The sequence below is a fragment of the Pseudomonas sp. LAMO17WK12:I10 genome (assembly GCF_900215185.1).
GTDB lineage: Bacteria > Pseudomonadota > Gammaproteobacteria > Pseudomonadales > Pseudomonadaceae > Aquipseudomonas > Aquipseudomonas chlororaphis.
Map to the genome: position 1 here is coordinate 92,724 of NZ_OBDX01000007.1, position 20,141 is coordinate 112,864.

General features: G+C 64.2%; 18 protein-coding genes. 10 read left to right on the plus strand and 8 right to left on the minus strand.

All coding sequences use genetic code 11. From position 1 onward, the window contains the following. Positions 1-264 precede the first annotated feature (264 nt). The 6 genes from CRO75_RS10440 to bioB form a co-directional block, all read right to left on the minus strand. Complete coding sequence (locus CRO75_RS10440) at positions 265-561, minus strand: hypothetical protein (RefSeq protein ID WP_009045910.1); 297 nt, start codon at positions 559-561, stop codon at positions 265-267. Between the two features lie 107 nt (positions 562-668). After that, positions 669-1,349: a dethiobiotin synthase gene (gene bioD, locus CRO75_RS10445; protein ID WP_062824413.1), complete on the minus strand. Its 681-nt coding sequence runs from the start codon at positions 1,347-1,349 to the stop codon at positions 669-671. Next, the gene (gene bioC / locus CRO75_RS10450; protein ID WP_062824412.1) at positions 1,346-2,158 is read right to left on the minus strand and encodes a malonyl-ACP O-methyltransferase BioC; all 813 of its coding nucleotides are present in this window, start codon (positions 2,156-2,158) and stop codon (positions 1,346-1,348) included. Before bioC ends, bioD begins: the two co-directional genes overlap by 4 nt. Continuing rightward, positions 2,151-2,882: an alpha/beta fold hydrolase gene (locus CRO75_RS10455; protein WP_097135170.1), complete on the minus strand. Its 732-nt coding sequence runs from the start codon at positions 2,880-2,882 to the stop codon at positions 2,151-2,153. The genes bioC and CRO75_RS10455 overlap by 8 nt, the downstream gene beginning before the upstream one ends. Beyond that, on the minus strand, positions 2,875-4,053 hold the full coding sequence (bioF, locus tag CRO75_RS10460) for an 8-amino-7-oxononanoate synthase (protein WP_097135171.1): 1,179 nt from the start codon (positions 4,051-4,053) through the stop codon (positions 2,875-2,877). Before bioF ends, CRO75_RS10455 begins: the two co-directional genes overlap by 8 nt. A gap of 154 nt (positions 4,054-4,207) precedes the next feature. Continuing rightward, positions 4,208-5,263: a biotin synthase BioB gene (bioB, locus tag CRO75_RS10465; RefSeq protein WP_097135172.1), complete on the minus strand. Its 1,056-nt coding sequence runs from the start codon at positions 5,261-5,263 to the stop codon at positions 4,208-4,210. 91 nt (positions 5,264-5,354) lie between these two features. Between bioB and CRO75_RS10470 the strand changes: the two genes are divergently transcribed. From CRO75_RS10470 to rarD, 5 genes are all read left to right on the plus strand, one after another. Further along, on the plus strand, positions 5,355-6,095 hold the full coding sequence (locus CRO75_RS10470) for a ComF family protein (RefSeq protein WP_053262901.1): 741 nt from the start codon (positions 5,355-5,357) through the stop codon (positions 6,093-6,095). A gap of 64 nt (positions 6,096-6,159) precedes the next feature. Further along, a complete protein-coding gene (locus CRO75_RS10475; RefSeq protein ID WP_097135173.1) occupies positions 6,160-6,924 on the plus strand; it encodes a TOBE domain-containing protein in 765 nt (254 codons plus the stop codon). Positions 6,925-7,126: 202 nt separating this feature from the next. Further along, positions 7,127-9,028, plus strand: a complete 1,902-nt coding sequence (locus CRO75_RS10480) for a PhoX family phosphatase (protein ID WP_092419593.1) — start codon at positions 7,127-7,129, stop codon at positions 9,026-9,028. A 149-nt stretch (positions 9,029-9,177) separates the two neighbouring features. Then, positions 9,178-10,152: a serine/threonine protein kinase gene (locus tag CRO75_RS10485; protein ID WP_097135174.1), complete on the plus strand. Its 975-nt coding sequence runs from the start codon at positions 9,178-9,180 to the stop codon at positions 10,150-10,152. A 221-nt stretch (positions 10,153-10,373) separates the two neighbouring features. Continuing rightward, entirely contained in the window at positions 10,374-11,261 is an 888-nt protein-coding gene (gene rarD / locus CRO75_RS10490; RefSeq protein WP_009045920.1) for an EamA family transporter RarD, read from the plus strand. A gap of 225 nt (positions 11,262-11,486) precedes the next feature. Here rarD and CRO75_RS10495 read toward each other — a convergent pair whose 3' ends face one another. Then, positions 11,487-12,005, minus strand: coding sequence for a glycine cleavage system protein R (locus CRO75_RS10495; protein WP_007926052.1), 519 nt, complete (start codon positions 12,003-12,005; stop codon positions 11,487-11,489). A 551-nt stretch (positions 12,006-12,556) separates the two neighbouring features. Here CRO75_RS10495 and CRO75_RS10500 point away from each other — a divergent pair. Further along, on the plus strand, positions 12,557-14,734 hold the full coding sequence (locus tag CRO75_RS10500) for a malate synthase G (RefSeq protein WP_097135175.1): 2,178 nt from the start codon (positions 12,557-12,559) through the stop codon (positions 14,732-14,734). 112 nt (positions 14,735-14,846) lie between these two features. Here CRO75_RS10500 and CRO75_RS10505 read toward each other — a convergent pair whose 3' ends face one another. Then, positions 14,847-15,293 carry a response regulator gene (locus CRO75_RS10505; protein WP_009045922.1) on the minus strand — a complete coding sequence of 149 codons (447 nt, stop codon included), beginning with the start codon at positions 15,291-15,293 and terminating at the stop codon, positions 14,847-14,849. A gap of 253 nt (positions 15,294-15,546) precedes the next feature. On the opposite strand from CRO75_RS10505, the gene CRO75_RS10510 reads away from it, so the two are divergent. From CRO75_RS10510 to CRO75_RS10525, 4 genes are all read left to right on the plus strand, one after another. Then, positions 15,547-17,487, plus strand: a complete 1,941-nt coding sequence (locus CRO75_RS10510; RefSeq protein ID WP_037005035.1) for a putative nucleotidyltransferase substrate binding domain-containing protein — start codon at positions 15,547-15,549, stop codon at positions 17,485-17,487. Beyond that, complete coding sequence (locus CRO75_RS10515; protein ID WP_097135176.1) at positions 17,484-18,191, plus strand: 3'-5' exonuclease; 708 nt, start codon at positions 17,484-17,486, stop codon at positions 18,189-18,191. Before CRO75_RS10510 ends, CRO75_RS10515 begins: the two co-directional genes overlap by 4 nt. A 275-nt stretch (positions 18,192-18,466) precedes the next feature. After that, positions 18,467-18,985: an RNA polymerase sigma factor gene (locus CRO75_RS10520; protein WP_009045925.1), complete on the plus strand. Its 519-nt coding sequence runs from the start codon at positions 18,467-18,469 to the stop codon at positions 18,983-18,985. Further along, positions 18,982-19,968 carry a FecR family protein gene (locus CRO75_RS10525; RefSeq protein ID WP_097135177.1) on the plus strand — a complete coding sequence of 329 codons (987 nt, stop codon included), beginning with the start codon at positions 18,982-18,984 and terminating at the stop codon, positions 19,966-19,968. Before CRO75_RS10520 ends, CRO75_RS10525 begins: the two co-directional genes overlap by 4 nt. Positions 19,969-20,141 lie beyond the last annotated feature (173 nt).

The window sequence follows — 20,141 nt, forward strand, 5'->3', positions numbered from 1 at the left end:
CCGCGTTGATTTATTGTGGCGGTCAAACAGTTGTTTGAAACATACGTTTACGCCCAAACCTTGTCAAGCGCCACGCAAACACCGTTCGTCATCGATCCTCTGCAGGCCTTGCACGCAAAGGCCCACAGCGGATGCCGTGAAATATTCGGAAGCTGAATAGAGTGTAGGAGCTGGCAGGCCAGCAAGACGGAAGATGGGGCTGTGCAGGGTGTTCTTGCGCGGGTCACCCTGCCCGCAAAAATAGGCAGGGCTACCGAAGGAGGGTCAAGCGTAGGTGTCGATCAGCGTACCGAGCACTTCATCGGCGGCCTTGGCGACTTTCACACCCAGCTCCGCCTGAACCTTGCCCATGGCCATCTCGACCATATTGCTGGCCAGGTCCGATTGCTGACTGCGATCGACAGATCGCAGGCGCTCGACTTGTACCTCAGAAGACTGGCTGGTGACAGAACGTTCGATGGTCGTATTGGCGATCTGGCTGGCGGCCTGATCGACACGATTCTGCCCGGTCTGCACGGTACTCAGGCCGGCGTAGAAAGCGGTATTCCCGGAAATTTCCATGGGAGAATTCGACCCTGCAAGGAATGAACAGCGGCTATTGAACCAGACGCGTCAGGAAAAGACCCGTCAAAAACACTAATGGCACAGTGCCTTACCATAGGCAAAATCTAGTCAAGCAGGTCCAGTTGCAGATACTCGGCCACCGCTTCGGCGCTGATCGCCTTCAATCTCGGGACCCGCCCCAGACAAGGTGCGGGCAGGCGCTCCGCCAGCGTGGCGAGGTTCTCCTCGAGCCGCGAAGTCTTCGGCTCGATGATATTGGCCACCCAACCGGCCAGCTGTAATCCGTCCTGGGCAATCGCCTCGGCCGTCAGCAGCGCATGGTTGATACAGCCCAGGCGCACGCCCACCACCAGGATCACCGGCAGATCCAGGGCCATGGCCAGGTCGGACAGGTTGTCCTGATCGGCCAGCGGCACACGCCAGCCGCCGGCCCCTTCGATCAGGGTGAAATCGGCGCCCTTGGCCAGCACCTGGCGCATGGGCGCCAGCAAGGCCTGCACCGTCAACGCCACGCCAGCCTCGCGGGCCGCCAGATGGGGAGCGATGGCTGGTTCAAAGGCCAGTGGATTGACCTCGTCGTAGGTCAGCGGCAACGAGCATTCGGCCAATAGAGCCAAGGCATCGGCGTTACGCAACCCCTTGGGGGTCAGCTCACAGCCCGAAGCCACCGGTTTCCCAGCCGCGGTGCTCAGCCCCGAGAGCCGCGCGGCATGCAGCAAGCCAGCGGCGACGGTGGTCTTGCCAACATCGGTGTCTGTTCCGGTAACGAAATAGGCTCGGCTCATAGCGGCTTCTCCAATACGGCGTAGACCACCTGGTAGGTCGCGGGCAATCCCTGCGCTTGACGGAACTGTTCGTAGGCGTCGATCAGGCCCTTGATCCGCGCCCGCCCTGTCAGCCCGCCGGGCCGTCCAGGGTTGAGGTTGTGCGCCCCCAGGGCCTTCAATTCATGGGTCAGACTGCGCACATCCGGGTAGTGCAGCACATGAGGACAGGTTTCCAGGCTCAGCACCCGCAAGCCGCTCGCCGCACACAGCTGTTGATAGGTGCTGAACTCACGAAAGCGATTGACATGCACCATGCCGTCGACCTGACGCCAACTGTCGCGCAACTCGTACAGCGTACCGACGCACAGGCTGGCAAAGGCCAGCACGCCGCCCGGCTTCAGCACCCGATGCGCCTCGCTGAGAACCGAACGGAAATCCGCGCACCACTGCACCGCCAGGCTGGAGAAAATCAGTTCGCAACTCTGCCCCTGCAACGGCAAACGCTCGGCATCGCCGGCAATGAAATACCGCGCCCCGCCCAACGGCCGGGCGTGCTCGAGCATGCCTTCGGCGATGTCCAGCGCCAGCCCTTCGCTGGCCTGGAAACGCTCGCCCAACAGGCGGCTGAAATAACCAGTGCCACAGCCCATGTCCAGCCAGCGGCCAGGCTCGCGGTCTTGCGGCAGGCGGCCCAGCAACTCGTTACCGACGTCGCGCTGCAGTTGCGCCACGCTGTCATAACTGGACGCCGCGCGGGAAAAGGAAGCCGCCACCTGGCGCTTGTCGGGCAAGCTGCCGGGGGGCTTGGGAAGGGACAGATCAGTCATCACCGGACTCATGCAAAAAAGCCTGGATCGCCCCCGCCACACCGTGGGGGTCCTCCAGAAGAAACGCGTGGCTGGCCTGTTCAATCAGGCCAACTTCGACATCGGGCAACAACGCCAGCAATTCACCCGCGGCTTCGGCCGGCACCAGGCCGTCGAGCCCGGCGAACAGATGCAACTGCGGCCCACGAAACGCCTGCAAGGCATGGCGGGTGTCCAGCTGCGCCAGCAACTCCAGGCCGGCCATCAACACAGCACCCGAGGTATGCGGCGCGCCGCCCGACAGCAGGCGCGACAGGCCGCGCGGATCTTCGGCGCCCTGGGCACACAACAGGCTGAAGCGTTTGAGGGTGGTGCGTGGGTCGGCGTTACAGCCGGCCAGAAACCCGTCGAAGGTCTCCCCCGGCATTGCGCTTGCCCACTCGGCATGCGCCACGAAACTGGGGTTGCTGGCCAACGTCAGCAGACCGCAGCAGCGCTCGCCACGACGCGCCGCCAGCTCGGAAGCCAGCATGCCGCCCAGCGACCAGCCACCAAGCCAGGCGTCGTCCGGCACGCTGGCGTCCAGTTCGTCGAGCCACTCATTCAGGTCGCTGGACTCCAGCTCCGGCAACGGCTCGATCTCGACCCGCAGGTGTTCGTCCAGCCCCTGCAGAGCCGCCGCCAAGGGTTCCAGCGGCGATACACCGAGGCCCCAACCGGGCAGCAGAATCAGTCGATCACGCATGGCTTGGCTCCGGTCCCGGTTCGCTAAAACAATCCGCCAGTGCATTCAACAATAGCTGGACCTGAGCTTCACTGTGGGCGGCGGACAGGGTCACCCGCAGGCGGGCGCTCCCCGCGGGCACGGTAGGCGGACGAATCGCGGTGACCATCAGGCCGCGCTCGCGCAACATCTGCGACAGGCGAATCGCCCGTGCGCTGTCGCCGATCAGGATCGGTTGGATCGGCGTGAAGCTGTCCATCAGGGTCAGCCCGATCTGCTCGGCGCCCTGGCGGAACTGGCGGATCAGGGTATTCAGGTGCTCACGCCGCCAGTGCTCGCTGCGCAGCAACTCCAGGCTTTTCAGGGTGGCGCAGGCCAGGGCCGGCGGCTGGCTGGTGGTATAGATGTAGGGACGGGCGAACTGGATCAGGCTTTCGATCAGTTCCTCGCTGCCGGCGACAAAGGCGCCGGCGGTGCCGAACGCCTTGCCGAGGGTGCCCACCAGGACCGGCACATCTTCCTGGCTCAAGCCGAAGTGCTCGACGATCCCTGCGCCATTGGCCCCCAGCGGCCCGAAGCCATGGGCGTCGTCGACCATCAGCCAGGCGCCCCTGGCCCGGGTTTCGCGAGCCAGCGCCGGCAGGTCGGCCAGGTCGCCGTCCATGCTGAACACACCATCGGTGACCACCAGGGTATTGCCGGTGGCTTTCTCCAGGCGCTTGGCCAGGCTCTCGGCATCGTTGTGCAAGTAACGGTTGAAGCGTGCACCGGAGAGCAGGCCGGCATCCAGCAACGAAGCGTGGTTGAGGCGGTCTTCCAGCACCGTGTCGCCCTGCCCCACCAGCGCGGTGACCGCGCCGAGATTGGCCATGTAACCGGTGGTGAATAGCAATGCCCGCGGGCGGCCGGTGAACTCGGCCAGGGCTTCTTCCAACTGGTGGTGGGGCGTGCTATGGCCGATCACCAGGTGCGAGGCACCACCGCCCACGCCCCAGCGGGACGCACCGGCGCGCCAGGCTTCGATCACTTGCGGGTGATTGGCCAGGCCCAGGTAATCGTTGTTGCAGAAGGCCAGCAACGGCTGGCCGTCGACCACCACTTGCGGCCCTTGCGGGCTTTCCAGCAGTGGGCGCTGACGATAGAGATTTTCGGCACGACGGGCAGCGAGACGCGCGCGGAGATCGAAAGACATGCAGGCCTCGATGATCGGACGATGATTGCCGTAGCCGCTGCCGCAGGCTGCGATCGCCCCGAGGGGGCGCGAGGACCTTGAGTCCGTCGAGGTCCTGCGACCAGCGTGGCCCGGACTATCGCAGCCTGCGGCAGCGGCTACACAGGAGAGATGCTTAAACCGCGGCGTTGTAGAACTGCTCGCTGCTCTTCTGCTCCACCAGCGCCTGCTCGATGGCGGCCTGGTGCACCTCGTCGGCGTGCTCTTCGCGGGCTTCCGGCTGGATGCCCAGGCGCGCGAACAGTTGCATGTCCTTGTCGGCCTGCGGGTTGGCGGTGGTCAGCAGTTTCTCGCCGTAGAAAATCGAGTTGGCGCCGGCGAAGAACGCCAGGGCCTGCATCTGCTCGTTCATCGCTTCGCGGCCGGCGGACAAGCGCACATGGGATTTCGGCATCAGGATGCGGGCCACGGCGAGCATGCGGATGAAGTCGAACGGGTCGACGTCCTCGGAGTTTTCCAGCGGCGTGCCGGCCACTTTCACCAGCATGTTGATCGGCACCGATTCCGGGTGCTCCGGCAGGTTGGCCAGTTGGATCAGCAGGCCGGCGCGGTCATCGAGGGACTCGCCCATGCCGAGGATGCCGCCGGAGCAGATCTTCATCCCCGCGTCGCGCACGTAGGCCAGGGTCTGCAGGCGCTCGCTGTAGGTGCGGGTGGTGATGATGCTGCCGTAGAACTCCGGCGAGGTATCGAGGTTGTGGTTGTAGTAGTCCAGGCCGGCCTTGGCCAGCGCTTCGGTCTGGTCCTGGTCCAGGCGACCGAGGGTCATGCAGGTTTCCAGGCCCATGGCCTTCACGCCCTTGACCATTTCCAGCACGTACGGCATGTCTTTGGCCGACGGGTGTTTCCAGGCCGCCCCCATGCAGAAACGGGTCGAACCTATGGCCTTGGCGCGTGCAGCCTCTTCGAGGACCTTCTGCACTTCCATCAGCTTTTCTTTTTCCAGGCCGGTGTTGTAGTGACCGGACTGCGGACAATATTTGCAATCTTCCGGGCAGGCGCCGGTCTTGATCGACAACAGGGTGGAAACCTGGACGCGGTTGGCGTCGAAATGCGCGCGGTGCACCGTCTGCGCCTGGAACAGCAAGTCATTGAACGGCTGGACGAAGAGGGCTTTGACTTCAGCCAAAGTCCAGTCATGACGCAGATTGGCGATGGTGCTGGCGCTCATGGGCGATTCCTTGATTATGCTTGGCAAGCGGCTGCGGGAAGGCAATACCCACAGCCGCGACACGGATGTTGGGCATATTTAAGGAAGCGCCATGCAGTGTCAACCACATTACCAAGGACCGGTTTACATCTGGTTAAAAAACAAACAAACCTGTTTACTCTGCGACGAACCGACCGACACGCCCCAAGCCATTTGCACTGCCTGCGAAACCGAACTGCCGTGGCTCGGCGATCATTGCCAGGTGTGCGCCCTGCCCCTGCCCGCGGCCGGCCTGACCTGCGGCCAGTGCCTCAAGCGACCGCCCGCCTTCGCCCAGGTGGTGGCGCCCTGGCGTTATGGCTTTCCAGTCGACAGCCTGGTCAGCCGTTTCAAGCACAACGGCAAATGGCCCTTTGGCCGTCTTTTGGCCGAACTTCTCGCGCAATCGCTGCAACATCGCTTTGCCGAGGACCTGGCGCAACCCGACGCCCTGCTGCCGGTGCCCCTGGCCCGCAAGCGCCTGCGCCAGCGCGGCTATAACCAGGCGGCGATGCTCGCGCGCTGGCTCGGCGAGATCCTGCAAATCCCCTGTGACGAAACCTCGTTGCAGCGCACCCAGGACACGCCATCGCAGCAGGGCCTGGATGCCAGGGCGCGGCACCGCAACCTGCACCACGCCTTCGCCCTGCTGCCCGAGGCGGCGGTCCATGGCCGGCACCTGGCGCTGGTGGACGATGTGCTCACCACCGGCGCGACCGCCCACGCCCTGGCGCGGCTGCTGCTCAAGGCCGGGGCGCGGCGGGTCGATGTCTATTGCCTGGCACGCACGCCAAAACCCGGCGAGCCCGACTGAACTTGACTCTCGCCCCTCAAGCCGCAAACTCCCTTTCCATTCCCAGCGTTCAAAGCGTTCAGCCATGCCCTTGCCCACCTTGTTGACCCAGCACATCGCCCGTCGCCCGCAGCGCATTGCCCTGCTGCAGCACATCGCCGAACAGGGCTCGATCACCCGTGCCGCGAAAAGCGCCGGCCTGAGTTACAAGGCGGCTTGGGACGCCATCGACGAGTTGAACAACCTGGCGCAAAAGCCCCTGGTCGAACGCAGTGTCGGCGGCAAAGGCGGCGGTGGCGCCAGGCTCTCCGTCGAAGGCGAACGGGTGCTGCGCCTCTACCAGCGCTTGCAGGCCTTGCAAGCCCAAGTGTTGGAAGCTGCCGAAGACGCCGCCGACCTCGATCTGCTGGGACGCCTGATGCTCCGCACCAGCGCCCGCAACCAGTTGCACGGCACGGTGCTGGCGATCGAAGCGCAGGGGCGCAACGATCTGATACGACTGGCGCTCGCAGAAGACCTGGTGATCCAGGCGCAAATCACCCATGACAGCACCCTGCACCTGGAACTGGAGCCCGGCACAGGCGTCGTGGCGTTGATCAAGGCCGGCTGGCTGGAATTGCTGGCCATCGATCAACCCGCAACACCCGGACACAATTGCCTGCAGGGTACCCTGGAAGCGATCCTCGACGCCGAAGACGGCCCCAGCGAAATCAGAATCGCCCTGCCCAGCGGCCAGACGCTGTGCGCCCTGGCCGAACCGCTGCACCTGCGACACCTTGGCTTGAGCGCCGGCCAGCCGGTACGGGTGCAGTTCTCGCCATCCAATGTGCTGCTCGGCACGCCGCTGTAGCCAGACTTATCACGGCTCTGTAGCCGCTGCCGCAGGCTGCGATAAGGTCGCAGGACCTTGATTGACTCAAGCTCCCTGCGAGCCTTCGGCTCGATCGCAGCCTTCGGCAGCGGCTACACAAGCGGCGCAATGCTTGCGGCGCTGCAATATGTTCGTCATCGACGCTGATTAAGGTGGCTGCAAAATCCCGCAGGAGCCTGTGATGAGCCTATTAGAAGAAGACCAACCTACCGACCTCGAAAAGATGGTCGGCCTCAGCCGCCGTGGTTTCATCAGCGCCGGTGCCCTGTGCGGCGCGGCCATGTTCCTCGGTGGCAACCTGCTGAGCCGCAGCGTGCTGGCCGCCAGCGTCAGCGCCGGTTCCAGCAAGCTGCTGGGCTTTGAAGGCATTGCCGCCGCCACCAGCGACACCATCACCCTGCCGCCGGGCTACAAGTCTTCGGTGCTGATCAGCTGGGGCCAGCCCCTGCAGAAGAACGGCCCGGCGTTCGACCCGAGCGGCAATGGCACCGCCGCGGCCCAGGAGGTCCAGTTCGGTGACAACAACGACGGCATGAGCCTGTTCGCCTTCCCGGACGACAAGAATCGCGCACTGATGGCGATCAACAACGAATACACCAACTACCGCTACCTCTACCCCCACGGCGGTATGCCGCAGTCGGCGGAAGACGTGCGCAAGGCCCTGGCCAGCGAAGGCGTGTCGGTGATCGAAGTGCAGCGTCGCAGCGGCCAATGGCAGTTCGTCCAGGGCTCGCGCTACAACCGGCGCATCCATGGCAACGCGCCGATTCGCCTGAGCGGCCCGGCCGCCGGCCACGCGCTGATGAAAACCAGCGCCGACAAGAGCGGCCGCAAAGTCCTCGGCACCTTCCAGAACTGCGCCAACGGCAAGACGCCATGGGGCACCTACCTGACCTGTGAAGAGAACTTCACCGACTGCTTCGGCAGCAGCAACGCCCAGCAGACGTTCGATGCCGCGCAGAAACGCTATGGCGCCTCGGCGAGCAGCCGCGACATCAACTGGCATCAGTTCGACCCGCGCTTCGACCTGGCGAAGAACCCCAACGAACTCAACCGTCACGGCTGGGTCGTGGAGATCGACCCGTTCGACCCGCAGTCCAAGCCGATCAAGCGCACCGCCCTGGGCCGCTTCAAGCATGAAAACGCCGCCCTGGCCGAAACCCGCGACGGACGCGCCGTGGTCTACATGGGCGACGACGAACGTGGCGAGTTCATCTACAAGTTCGTCAGCCGCGACCGCATCAACCACCGCAATCCCAAGGCCAACCGCGACCTGCTGGACCACGGCACCCTCTACGTGGCGATCTTCGACAATGGCGACGGCAACCCGGACCACCCGAAAGGCCAGGGCAAATGGGTCGAGCTGAGCCATGGCAAGAACGGCATCGACGCCAGCAGCGGTTTCGCCGACCAGGCCGAAGTGCTGATCCACGCCCGCCTCGCGGCCAGCGTGGTCAAGGCCACCCGCATGGACCGTCCGGAATGGATTGTGGTCAGCCCGAAGGACGGCCAGGTCTACTGCACCCTGACCAACAACTCCAAACGTGGCGAAGACGGCCAGCCTGTGGGCGGCCCGAACCCGCGGGAGAAAAACGTCTACGGGCAGATCCTGCGCTGGCAGACCGCCCGTGGCGACCACGGCTCGATGGACTTCACCTGGGACCTGTTCGTGGTCGCCGGCAACCCGGCCGTGCATGCCGGCCAGCCTAAAGGCGGCTCGTCGAACATCACCCCGCAGAACATGTTCAACAGCCCCGACGGCCTGGGTTTCGACAAGGCCGGCCGGTTGTGGATCCTCACCGACGGCGACTCCAGCAACACCGGCGACTTCGCCGGCATGGGCAACAACCAGATGCTCTGCGCCGACCCGGACACCGGTGAAATCCGTCGCTTCATGGTCGGGCCGGTGGGCTGCGAAGTCACCGGCATCACCTTCTCGCCGGATCAGCGGAGCCTGTTCGTGGGCATCCAGCACCCGGGCGAGAACGGCGGTTCGACCTTCCCCGAGCACCTGCCCAACGGCAAGCCGCGCTCCTCGGTGATGGTGATCACCCGGGAAGACGGCGGTATCGTCGGCGCCTGATCCACTGCTTCGCGAGTAAGCCTTGCCCCTACACATGTCTGTAGGGGCAAGGCTTGCTCGCGATAGCGCCCTCACAGTCACCACCTGTCATCCTTCGTGCGCTACCATGCTTGGCCGGACGCAGCAGCCTGCTGCGCGCAGGAGTCAGCATGTCTCACCCGTTCGAAACCCTTACCCCTGATCTAGTCCTCGATGCCGTCGAAAGCATCGGTTTTCTCAGCGACGCCCGTGTCCTGGCACTCAACAGTTACGAAAACCGTGTCTACCAGGTCGGCATCGAAGACAGCGAGCCGCTGATCGCCAAGTTCTACCGCCCGCAGCGCTGGACCAACGAGGCGATCCTCGAAGAGCACCGCTTCACCTTCGAACTCGCCGAGTGCGAAGTGCCGGTGGTGGCGCCGCTGATTCACCAGGGCGAAAGCCTGTTCGAGCATGAAGGCTTCCGCTTTACCCTGTTCCCACGCCGTGGCGGCCGGGCGCCGGAACCCGGCAACCTCGACCAGCTGTATCGCCTGGGGCAATTGCTCGGCCGCCTGCATGCGGTCGGCGCCACCCGCCCGTTCGAGCACCGCGAAGCGCTGGGGGTGAAGAACTTCGGCCACGATTCGCTGACCACCCTGCTGGAAGGCAACTTCGTACCCAAGAGCCTGCTGCCGGCCTATGAGTCGGTGGCCCGTGACCTGCTCAAGCGGGTGGAAGAGGTCTACCAGGCCACGCCGCACCAGAACATCCGCATGCACGGCGACTGCCATCCCGGCAACATGATGTGCCGCGACGAGGTGTTCCATATCGTCGACCTCGACGACTGCCGCATGGGCCCGGCGGTGCAGGACCTGTGGATGATGCTCGCCGGCGATCGCCAGGAATGCCTGGGACAGCTGTCGGAGCTGATGGATGGCTACAGCGAGTTCCACGACTTCGACCCGCGCGAACTGGCGCTGATCGAACCGCTGCGCGCCCTGCGCCTGATGCACTACAGCGCCTGGCTGGCCCGGCGCTGGGACGACCCGGCCTTCCCACGCAGTTTCCCCTGGTTCGGCAGCGAGCGTTATTGGGGCGACCAGGTGCTGGCGTTGCGCGAGCAACTCTCGGCGCTCAACGAAGAACCGCTGAAGCTGTTCTGAGCCCAAGCCCTGATCCGACCTGCAGGAGCGAGGCTGGCCCGCGATAGCCTCGCCTCGATGAGTCTGATGCACCGCGGCGTCTTGATCGCGGGCCAGCCTCACTCCCACAGACCCCGGATTGATCACAAAAGCCGGCAACCAGGATGACGCCGACAAAGACACGGCCTGACAAACCTCCTTACAATCCCCCTCTTTGTTAGCTGCCTAAGCAAGGATTCTGCATGCAAGCCGCCAACCCGCGTCGCGGGTACATCCTGGGCCTGAGTGCCTACATCATCTGGGGCCTGTTCCCGATCTACTTCAAAGCCATCGCCAACGTGCCCGCCGTGGAAATCATCATCCACCGGGTGCTCTGGTCCGCGCTGTTCGGCGCGCTGCTGCTGATGGTCTGGAAGCATCCCGGCTGGTGGCGCGAGCTGCGGGACAACCCCAGGCGCCTGGCGATCCTGGCCCTGAGCGGCACCCTGATCGCGGCCAACTGGCTGACCTATGTCTGGTCGGTGAACAACGGGCGCATGCTCGAAGCCAGCCTGGGTTACTACATCAACCCGCTGGTGAATGTGCTGCTGGGCATGCTGATCCTCGGTGAGCGGCTGCGGCGCATGCAGTGGCTGGCGGTGGGCCTGGCGGCGGTGGGCGTGGCGCAGCAGGTGTGGCAGGTCGGCAGCCTGCCCTGGGTTTCCCTGGTGCTGGCGCTGACCTTCGGTTTCTACGGGCTGATCCGCAAGCAGGCGCCGGTCAAGGCACTGCCGGGGCTGGTGGTGGAAACCTGGATGCTGGTGCCGATCGCCCTCGCCTGGCTCTTGTTCAACCCCACCGCCACCAGTGCCCAGGCGGCCTTCTGGACCAGCTCCGAAGCCTGGTGGCTGGTGGCGGCCGGCCCGGTCACCCTGGTGCCGCTGGTGTGCTTCAACGCCGCCGCCCGTCACCTGCCCTACACCACCCTGGGCTTTTTGCAGTACCTGGCGCCGACCCTGGTGCTGCTGCAGGCGATACTGCTGTTCGACGAACATCTGTCGTCGAGCACCCTGGTGGCGTTCATGTTTATCTGGGCCGGCCTGGCGGTGTACAGCGTGGATGCCTGGTTGAGCCTGCGCAAACGCAGCTGATCAATAAACGTACAAAGCTCTGCAGGCCACGGTTGGCGTGGCCTGCATCTATCCTTCCCAAGGTTATCCACAGCGTGATCCCCGTCGTTTGTGCACAAGCCCTTGAAACTGCTGGTTTTTTGATCAGATTCAGCAAAGCCTTGGCCGGCTTGGGCTGGCGCCAGGTCTCTACAGGTTATCCACAGGCGCATGCACGCTAAAACTGGATAACCCGCCCTTTCAGGTTCACACCTCGCTGCGCAGCACCAACTCCACCATCAAATCATCCGCCAGGGTTTCCAGGCGCGACTGCAAAACGTCGAGGGACAAGGTCAGCGGCACCGCCAGGATCGCTTCGGCGTGGAACAGCGGCTCGCTGCTCATGGGTGCCGGGCGCACTTCGGTCACCAGTCGCTCCAGGTTCACCCCCTGCTCGCTCAGCAGGCGGGTGATGTCGCGCACAATGCCCGGTCGGTCGTTGCCCACCAGTTCCATGGCGATCGGCTTCCAGGTGCAGGATTGTTCGATGCCGCTTTCGGCGATCAGCACCCGAATACCCTGGGCCGCCAGGCCTTGCAGGGCGTCCACCAACTCGTCATAGGCTTCCGCCGGCACGCCGACCCGCAGGATGCCGGCGAACTGCCCGGCCATGCGCGACATGCGGCTCTCCAGCCAGTTGCCGCCGTGCGCGGCGATGCATTGGGCGATGCGCTCGACCTGGCCGGGCTTGTCCGGGGCGAATACGGTGAGTACGAGGTGGTCCATGGCGCAACCCTCTGTCAGGACGTTTGTTGTAGAAGGTCAAGTATAGGCAAGCCGCAGGGTCGCCGCGGCCCGGCAGAAGCGACGCCTGCTCGCGACAAGAATCACCCGGCCGGTATCGTTGGGACTGTCAGGACCCCATCGCGAACAAGCTTCGCGCCTACAAGGAAAAAAAGGGGCTCGAGACAAATCGTGTACATGTTTTTTGAATTCTATGGAACAATCCGCACGTTTTTTGAGAACATCCTGTTCCCCAGCGTGACCATGCCGCGAACTTGAGTCGCGGAACGACGTATTTAGTCTAATTTTCACAACCGCAATTCATCATGTAGTATGCCGCAGCGCGCACTACATAACGTTGAATCGATGTCTGCCAAGGCGCGGTCGCAACCCTGAAAGCCCTGTCAGCAAGGCTCCGAGCCGTTGATTGGAACCATCCCAGCCGCCCGCGATGGCATGTACTGGTAGAGGGGTTTGTGGTTTAAATGGCCAGAGGCTTCATTGTTAATTTGAAGAGCTGAAAAGCGAAATAGCTGAGCAGAGTGAGGCAAGCAATGACTGAACACGTTCAAGTCGGTGGCCTGCAGGTCGCCAAAGTCCTGTTCGACTTCGTGAACAACGAAGCCATTCCCGGTACCGGCCTCACCGCCGACACGTTCTGGGCCGGCGCCGACAAGGTCATCCACGACCTGGCGCCGAAGAACAAAGCCCTACTCGCCAAACGCGACGATTTCCAGGCGCGTATCGATGCCTGGCACCAAGCCCGTGCCGGCCAGGCCCACGACGCCGTGGCCTACAAAGCCTTCCTGCAAGACATCGGTTATCTGCTGCCAGAAGCGGCGGACTTCCAGGCCACGACGCAAAACGTCGATGACGAGATCGCCCGCATGGCCGGTCCGCAGCTGGTGGTCCCGGTGATGAATGCCCGCTTCGCCCTCAACGCCTCCAACGCCCGCTGGGGCTCGCTGTACGACGCGCTCTATGGCACCGACGCCATCAGCGAAGCCGACGGCGCGGAAAAAGGCAAAGGCTACAACAAAGTGCGCGGCGACAAAGTCATCGCCTTCGCCCGCGCCTTCCTCGACGAGGCCGCGCCATTGGCCGCTGGCTCCCATGTCGATTCCACTGGCTACAAGATCGTCGATGGCAAGCTGGTGGTCGCCCTCAAGGGCGGCAGCAACAGCGGCCTGCGCGACGACGCCCAGCTGATCGGCTACCACGGCGATGCCGCGGCCCCGACCGCGGTGCTGCTGAAACACAACGGCCTGCATTTCGAGATCCAGATCGACGCCAACAGCCCGGTCGGCCAGACCGACGCCGCCGGCGTCAAGGACGTGCTGATGGAAGCCGCCCTGACCACCATCATGGACTGCGAAGACTCGGTCGCCGCCGTCGACGCCGATGACAAGGTGGTGATCTACCGCAACTGGCTCGGCCTGATGAAGGGCGACCTGGCCGAAGAAGTGGCCAAGGGCGGCAAGACCTTCACCCGCACCATGAACGCCGACCGCGAATACACCGCGCCCAACGGCGGCAGTGTGAAGCTGCATGGTCGTTCGCTGCTGTTCGTGCGTAACGTGGGTCACCTGATGACCATCGACGCGATCCTCGACAGCCAAGGCAACGAAGTGCCGGAAGGCATCCTCGACGGCCTGGTCACCAGCCTCGCGGCGATCCACAACCTCAACGGCAACACCTCGCGCACCAACAGCCGCACCGGCTCGGTGTACATCGTGAAGCCGAAGATGCACGGCCCGGAAGAAGCCGCTTTCACCAACGAGTTGTTCGGGCGCATCGAAGACGTGCTGGAACTGCCGCGCAACACCCTGAAAGTCGGGATCATGGACGAGGAGCGCCGCACCACGGTCAACCTCAAGGCCTGCATCAAGGCCGCCAGCGAGCGCGTAGTGTTCATCAACACCGGCTTCCTCGACCGTACCGGCGACGAAATCCACACCTCCATGGAAGCCGGCGCCGTGGTGCGCAAGGCCGAGATGAAGGCCGCCAAGTGGATCGGCGCCTACGAGAACTGGAACGTCGATATCGGCCTGAGCACCGGCCTGCAAGGCCGCGCGCAGATCGGTAAAGGCATGTGGGCCATGCCAGACCTGATGGCCGCCATGCTCGAACAGAAAATCGCCCACCCGCTGGCCGGCGCCAACACCGCCTGGGTACCGTCGCCCACCGCCGCGGCCCTGCACGCCCTGCACTACCACAAGGTCGACGTGTTCGCCCGCCAGGCCGAGCTGGCCAAGCGCACCCGCGCCTCGGTGGACGACATCCTGACCATCCCGCTGGCCAGCAACACCAACTGGTCGGCCGAAGAGATCAAGAACGAACTGGACAACAACGCCCAGGGCATTCTCGGCTACGTGGTGCGCTGGATCGACCAGGGCGTCGGCTGTTCCAAAGTGCCGGACATCAACGATGTCGGCCTGATGGAAGACCGCGCCACCCTGCGTATTTCCAGCCAGCACATCGCCAACTGGCTGCGCCATGGCGTCGTCACCCAAGCCCAGGTCATGGAAAGCCTCAAGCGCATGGCGCCCGTGGTGGACCGGCAGAACGCCGGCGACACCCTGTACCGTCCGCTGGCACCGAACTTCGACAGCAACATCGCCTTCCAGGCGGCGGTCGAACTGGTGATCGAAGGCACCAAGCAGCCCAACGGCTACACCGAGCCGGTGCTGCACCGTCGCCGTCGCGAGTTCAAGGCCCGCAACGGCCTGTGATCCTGCGTTGACGCGGTAAAAGAAAAAGCCCTGGTCGCGAGACCAGGGCTTTTGTGTTTCTGCCGGAGAATCTTATCGCGAGCAAGCTCGCTCCTAGGAGGACACCCTGTTCCTAGCGCACCACTCCCAGCTCATGCTTGACCAGCGCCAGCAGCTTGCCGGTGTCGATCGGCTTGAGCAGGAAGTCCACCACGCTCAGGTGCATGGCCGCGATGGCGTCGCGCACATCGGCATCCCCGGAAATGATAATGATCGGCAACGCCGCCCGCTCCGATTCGCGCACCTGGCGTATCAGGTCCAGGCCGTTGCAGGGGGCCATGCGCAGGTCGGTGATCAGCAGTCCGATCGATTTGTTCGAGTTCAACAGTTCCAGTGCTGCCTTGCCACTGGCCGCGGTCATGCAGCGAATGCCATCCAGCCCGAGAATCTCCGACAACAACTCACGGGCATCCTTGTCATCATCGGCGATCAGCACGCGCTGGGGCGGCAGATCGGGCTCGAGCATCACGGCGTTCAACGCCTCGCGCTCGGCATCACTCAAAATATCGTGGTCGGACATGGTTTTCTCTACATATTCAAATCGATCCCCTAGCACAGTGGTCAGACATCGCTAAGCAGGCCTCCAATGTGCACTTCGTCGGATTTTTTTCCAAGAGGCCGGATAAGTACTTTTTTCACAGTTTTGACACCTGCTTGAAGCGAATTAACAGGTGCAGAGCCGCTACCTAGACTTACGTCCAATGGGCACCTGGCAGCGTGGGACCGACCATGACCGAAGACCCGACCACGACAAATCCAAAAAGACTGCGGTAATGGTTATGAGTAAAGCGGATGCCTTCACCCAGGCAGGGAAAACCGCGGTGTTGCAGAACATCCACGGCACGATGCAGTTTCTCCAGCGATTCCCCCCCTTCAATCAGATGGAAAACGCTCACCTGGCGTACCTGGTCGAGCAATGCCAGCTGCGTTTCTACGGCCCCGGCGAAAGCATCATCAAACCCGCCGACGGACCGGTCGAACACTTCTATATCGTCAAGCAGGGCCGGGTGGTCGGCGAGCGCCAGCACGCCCTCAAGGGTGGTACCGAAACCACTTTCGAGATCACCGCCGGCGAGTGTTTCCCCCTCGCCGCGCTGCTGGGCGAGCGCGCTACCCGCACCGAACACCTGGCGGCCGAGGACACCTTCTGCCTGCAACTGAACAAGCCGGCCTTCATCAAGCTGTTCGCCCTCTGCGCGGTGTTTCGCGATTTCGCCCTGCGCGGCGTCAGCAGCCTGCTGGACCAGGTCAACCAGCAGGTCCAGCAAAAAGCCGTGGAAACCCTCGGCACCCAATACTCCCTCAACACCCGGCTGGGCGAACTGGCAATGCGCCACCCAGTGACCTGCAGCCCGTCCACCCCACTGCGCGAAGCCGTGAGCCTGATGCATGAACAGCAGGTCGGCAGCATAGTGGTGGTGGATGAACACAAGGCACCGCTCGGCATCTTTACCCTGCGCGACCTGCGCCAGGTGGTGGCCGACGGCACCAGCGACTTCAACCAGGGTATCGAACGGCACATGACCCAAGCGCCGTTCGCCCTCTCGCCGGACCACAGCGCCTTCGACGCCGCCATCGCCATGACCGAACGGCACATCGCCCACGTCTGCCTGGTCAAAGAGCAGCGCCTGTGCGGCGTGGTTTCCGAGCGCGACCTGTTTTCCCTGCAACGGGTCGACCTGGTGCACCTGGCGCGGACCATCCGCAACGCGCCACGGATCGACAATCTGGTGGCGATTCGCGGCGAGATCGGCCAGCTGGTGGAGCGCATGCTCGCCCACGGCGCGTCCTCGACCCAGATCACCCACATCATCACCCTGCTCAACGACCATACCGTGTGCCGGGTCATCGAACTGACCCTGGCCGACAAGGGTGACCCGGGCGTGCCGTTCAGCTGGCTGTGTTTCGGCAGCGAAGGCCGGCGCGAGCAGACCCTGCACACCGACCAGGACAACGGCATCCTGTTCGAAGCGCGCGACGCCGCTCATGCGGCAGAGATTCGCGGCAAGCTGCTGCCCCTGGCGCAGCAGATCAACCAGAGCCTGGCGCTGTGCGGCTTCACCCTGTGCAAGGGCAACATCATGGCCGGCAACCCCGAGCTGTGCCTGTCCCGCGCCGAGTGGGCACGGCGCTTCGCCGCCTTCATCCGTGAGGCCACGCCGGAGAACCTGCTGGGTTCGAGCATCTATTTCGACCTGCGGGTGGTCTGGGGCGACGAGCAGGGCTGTGCGCAATTGCGCCGCGGCATCCTCGACCAGGTCGGCGACAACCGCCTGTTCCAGCGCATGATGGCCGAGAACGCGCTGCGCCAGCGCCCGCCGGTGGGGCGTTTTCGCGAGTTCGTCCTGGCCAGGAAAAATGGCGAAAAAGCCACCCTCGACCTCAAGGTCCAGGGCCTCACCCCCTTCGTCGACGGTGCGCGCCTGCTGGCCCTGGCCAATGGCATCGATGCCAACAACACCCTGGAGCGCCTGCGCCAGCTGGTGGCCAGGGAAGTCATCGAAACCCTCGACGGCGCCGCGTATGAAGAGGCTTATCACTTCATCCAGCAGACCCGCATGCAACAGCACCAATTGCAGACCCGGCAGAACCTGCCCTATTCCAACCGCGTCGACCCGGACAGCCTCAACCACCTGGACCGGAGGATCCTGCGCGAGTCGCTGCGCCAGGCCCAACGACTGCAAAGCAGCCTGGCGCTGAGGTACCAGCTATGAGCCTGTTCGCCTGGTTGCGCCCGGCCAGCACGGCACTCAGCGCCGAGCAGCAACAACGCCGTGAACGCCTGCCCGTCGCCCCGGCGCTGGGCGAATGCAGCCTGCGCGAACAGCGCTGGGTGGTGCTGGACCTGGAAACCAGCGGGCTCAACCTCAACCGCGACCAGGTGCTGTCCATTGGCGCGGTGGTGATAGAAGACGGCGCCATCGATTTGGGCCAGCAGTTCGAGCGCACCTTGCAGCGTACCGATCACAAGCTCAGCCCCAGCGTGCTGATTCACGGTCTCGGCCCTAGCGCGATCGCCGCCGGCAGCGACCCGGTGGAAGCCTTGCTGGATTTCATGGCGTTCGTCGGCGACAGCCCGCTGCTGGCCTTCCATGCGCCATTCGACCAGCACATGCTCGGCCGGGCGCTGAAAGACAGCCTGGGTTATCGCCTGCAGCACCCGTTCCTCGACGTCGCCGACATGGCCCCGCTGCTCTGCCCCCAGGCGCATATCCGCGAAGCCGGGCTGGATGACTGGATGGGCTACTTCAAGCTGCACGCCGGCGAACGCCACCATGCCGCCGCCGACGCCCTGGCCACCGCCGAGCTGGCGCTGATCCTGTTCAGCCGCGCCCGCCAGCAGCAAATCCACAGCCCGCTGAACCTGCAACAGCGTCTCAGCCAATGGAAACGCCGGCAGCAGAGCCACTCCTTCTGACCCTGTAGCCGCTGCCGAGCCCTGCGAGGCTGCGATCGAGCGCCTAGCGGTCGCCGGCCGGGGGCAGCGCGTTCTGCCTGACACATTGCAAGCCCAGGCTTTGCGGCAACTGCGTTGCCGGTCGCAGCCTCGCGTTGCTCGGCAGCGGCTACAGGTATCGGCCCGCCAACATTGGCTGCGCCCCCGCCGACCGGCGCCCATTGCGCGGCTCTTTGCGCCCTGCCACAATCGCGAATAATTCTCGTTAGTTTCAACTTCTCGATTGGGATACCCAGGTGCCGTCAGCCCAAAGCCCCCACAGTGACCTCGTTGGCGCGTTGTATCGCGACCATCGCGGCTGGCTGCTGGCCTGGCTGCGGCGCAACGTGGCCTGTCCACAACGGGCCGAGGACCTGAGCCAGGACACCTTCGTCCGCCTGCTGGGCCGCGACGAACTGAAAGCCCCGCGCGAGCCGCGGGCGTTCCTGGTGGCCATCGCCAAGGGCCTGCTGTTCGACTACTTCCGCCGCGCCGCGCTGGAGCAGGCCTACCTCACCGAACTGATGCTGATCCCGGAAGAGGAACAACCCTCACCGGAAGAACAGCAATCGATCCTCGAAGACCTCAAGGCCATCGACCGCCTGCTGGGCAAGCTGTCGAGCAAGGCCCGCGCCGCTTTCCTCTATAACCGCCTCGACGGCCTCGGCCACGCCGAAATCGCCGAACGCCTCGGCGTGTCCGTGCCGCGGGTCAGGCAGTACCTGGCCCAGGGCATTCGCCAGTGCTACGTCGCCCTGTACGGTGAGCCGGCATGAGCCCGCTCAACGCCAAACCGGTGTCCGCCCGGGTGCTGGACGCGGCGATTGCCTGGCAGTTGTCGCTGGATTCCGGCGAGGGCAATCCGATGGCCCGCGAAGAATTCGCCAAATGGCACGCCGCCGATGAAGAACACGCCCGCGCCTGGCGCCAGCTGGGCATGCTCGACCAGCGTTTCAGCGTCGCCAGCGGCCCGGCCCGCAGCGCCCTGCTGCAATCGCGGGACGGCCTCCGCCGTCGTATGCGCAAGCTCGGCAGTGGGCTGGCCTGCGTCGCCCTGCTGCTGGGCCTGGCCTTGTTCGCCGGCGAACGTTACGGCCAACTGGATTACTGGCTCGCCGACCAGCGCACCGCCACCAGCGAGCAGCGCACCCTGCGCCTGGCCGACGGCACCGTGATCAACCTCAATACCCACAGCGCCGTGGATGTGCGTTTCGACGAAAAGCAGCGGCGCATCGTGTTGCAGGAAGGCGAGATCCTGGTCGAGACCGGCCACAACGACGCCCGGCCCTTTATCGTCGAAACCCGCGAAGGCCATATGCGCGCGCTGGGCACGCGGTTCCTGGTCAAGCGCGAGGAACAGGGCACGCGCCTGAGCGTGCTGCAATCGGCCGTGGCCGCGCGGCCGGAATCCAGCCAGGACGAACAGATCCTCAAGGAGGGCCAGCAGGTGCTGATGCGCCGCGACGGCCTCGGCCCGCTGCTGGCCCTGAACCCCGGCGCCGACGCCTGGACCCGCGGCATGCTGGTGGTGGACAACGCCCGCCTGGCGGACCTGGTCAGCGAGCTGGGGCGCTATCGCCGCGGCCATCTGGGGGTGGCCGACGAGGTGGCCGACCTGCGCATCACCGGCAGCTTCCCGCTGCACGACACCGACCTGGCCCTGAGCGCGCTGCTGCCGACGCTGCCCGTGGCCATCGAGCGGCATACGCCCTGGTGGGTGACGTTGGTGGCGCGGGCCGAGAGCAAGGCCAAGCCCTAGGCGGCACGATTTTTATCGCGAGCAAGCTCGCGAAAATTCCAACTGACGCCGCCTGCCCCAACCTGAAACATCCCTCTTGCTTTCGCAAATCGAAATTATTTTCAGTCCGCCCTATCACTTTTTGAATCTCGTCCGGCACATAGGCAATTGAGAAATGTTTCCATCCAGGAGCC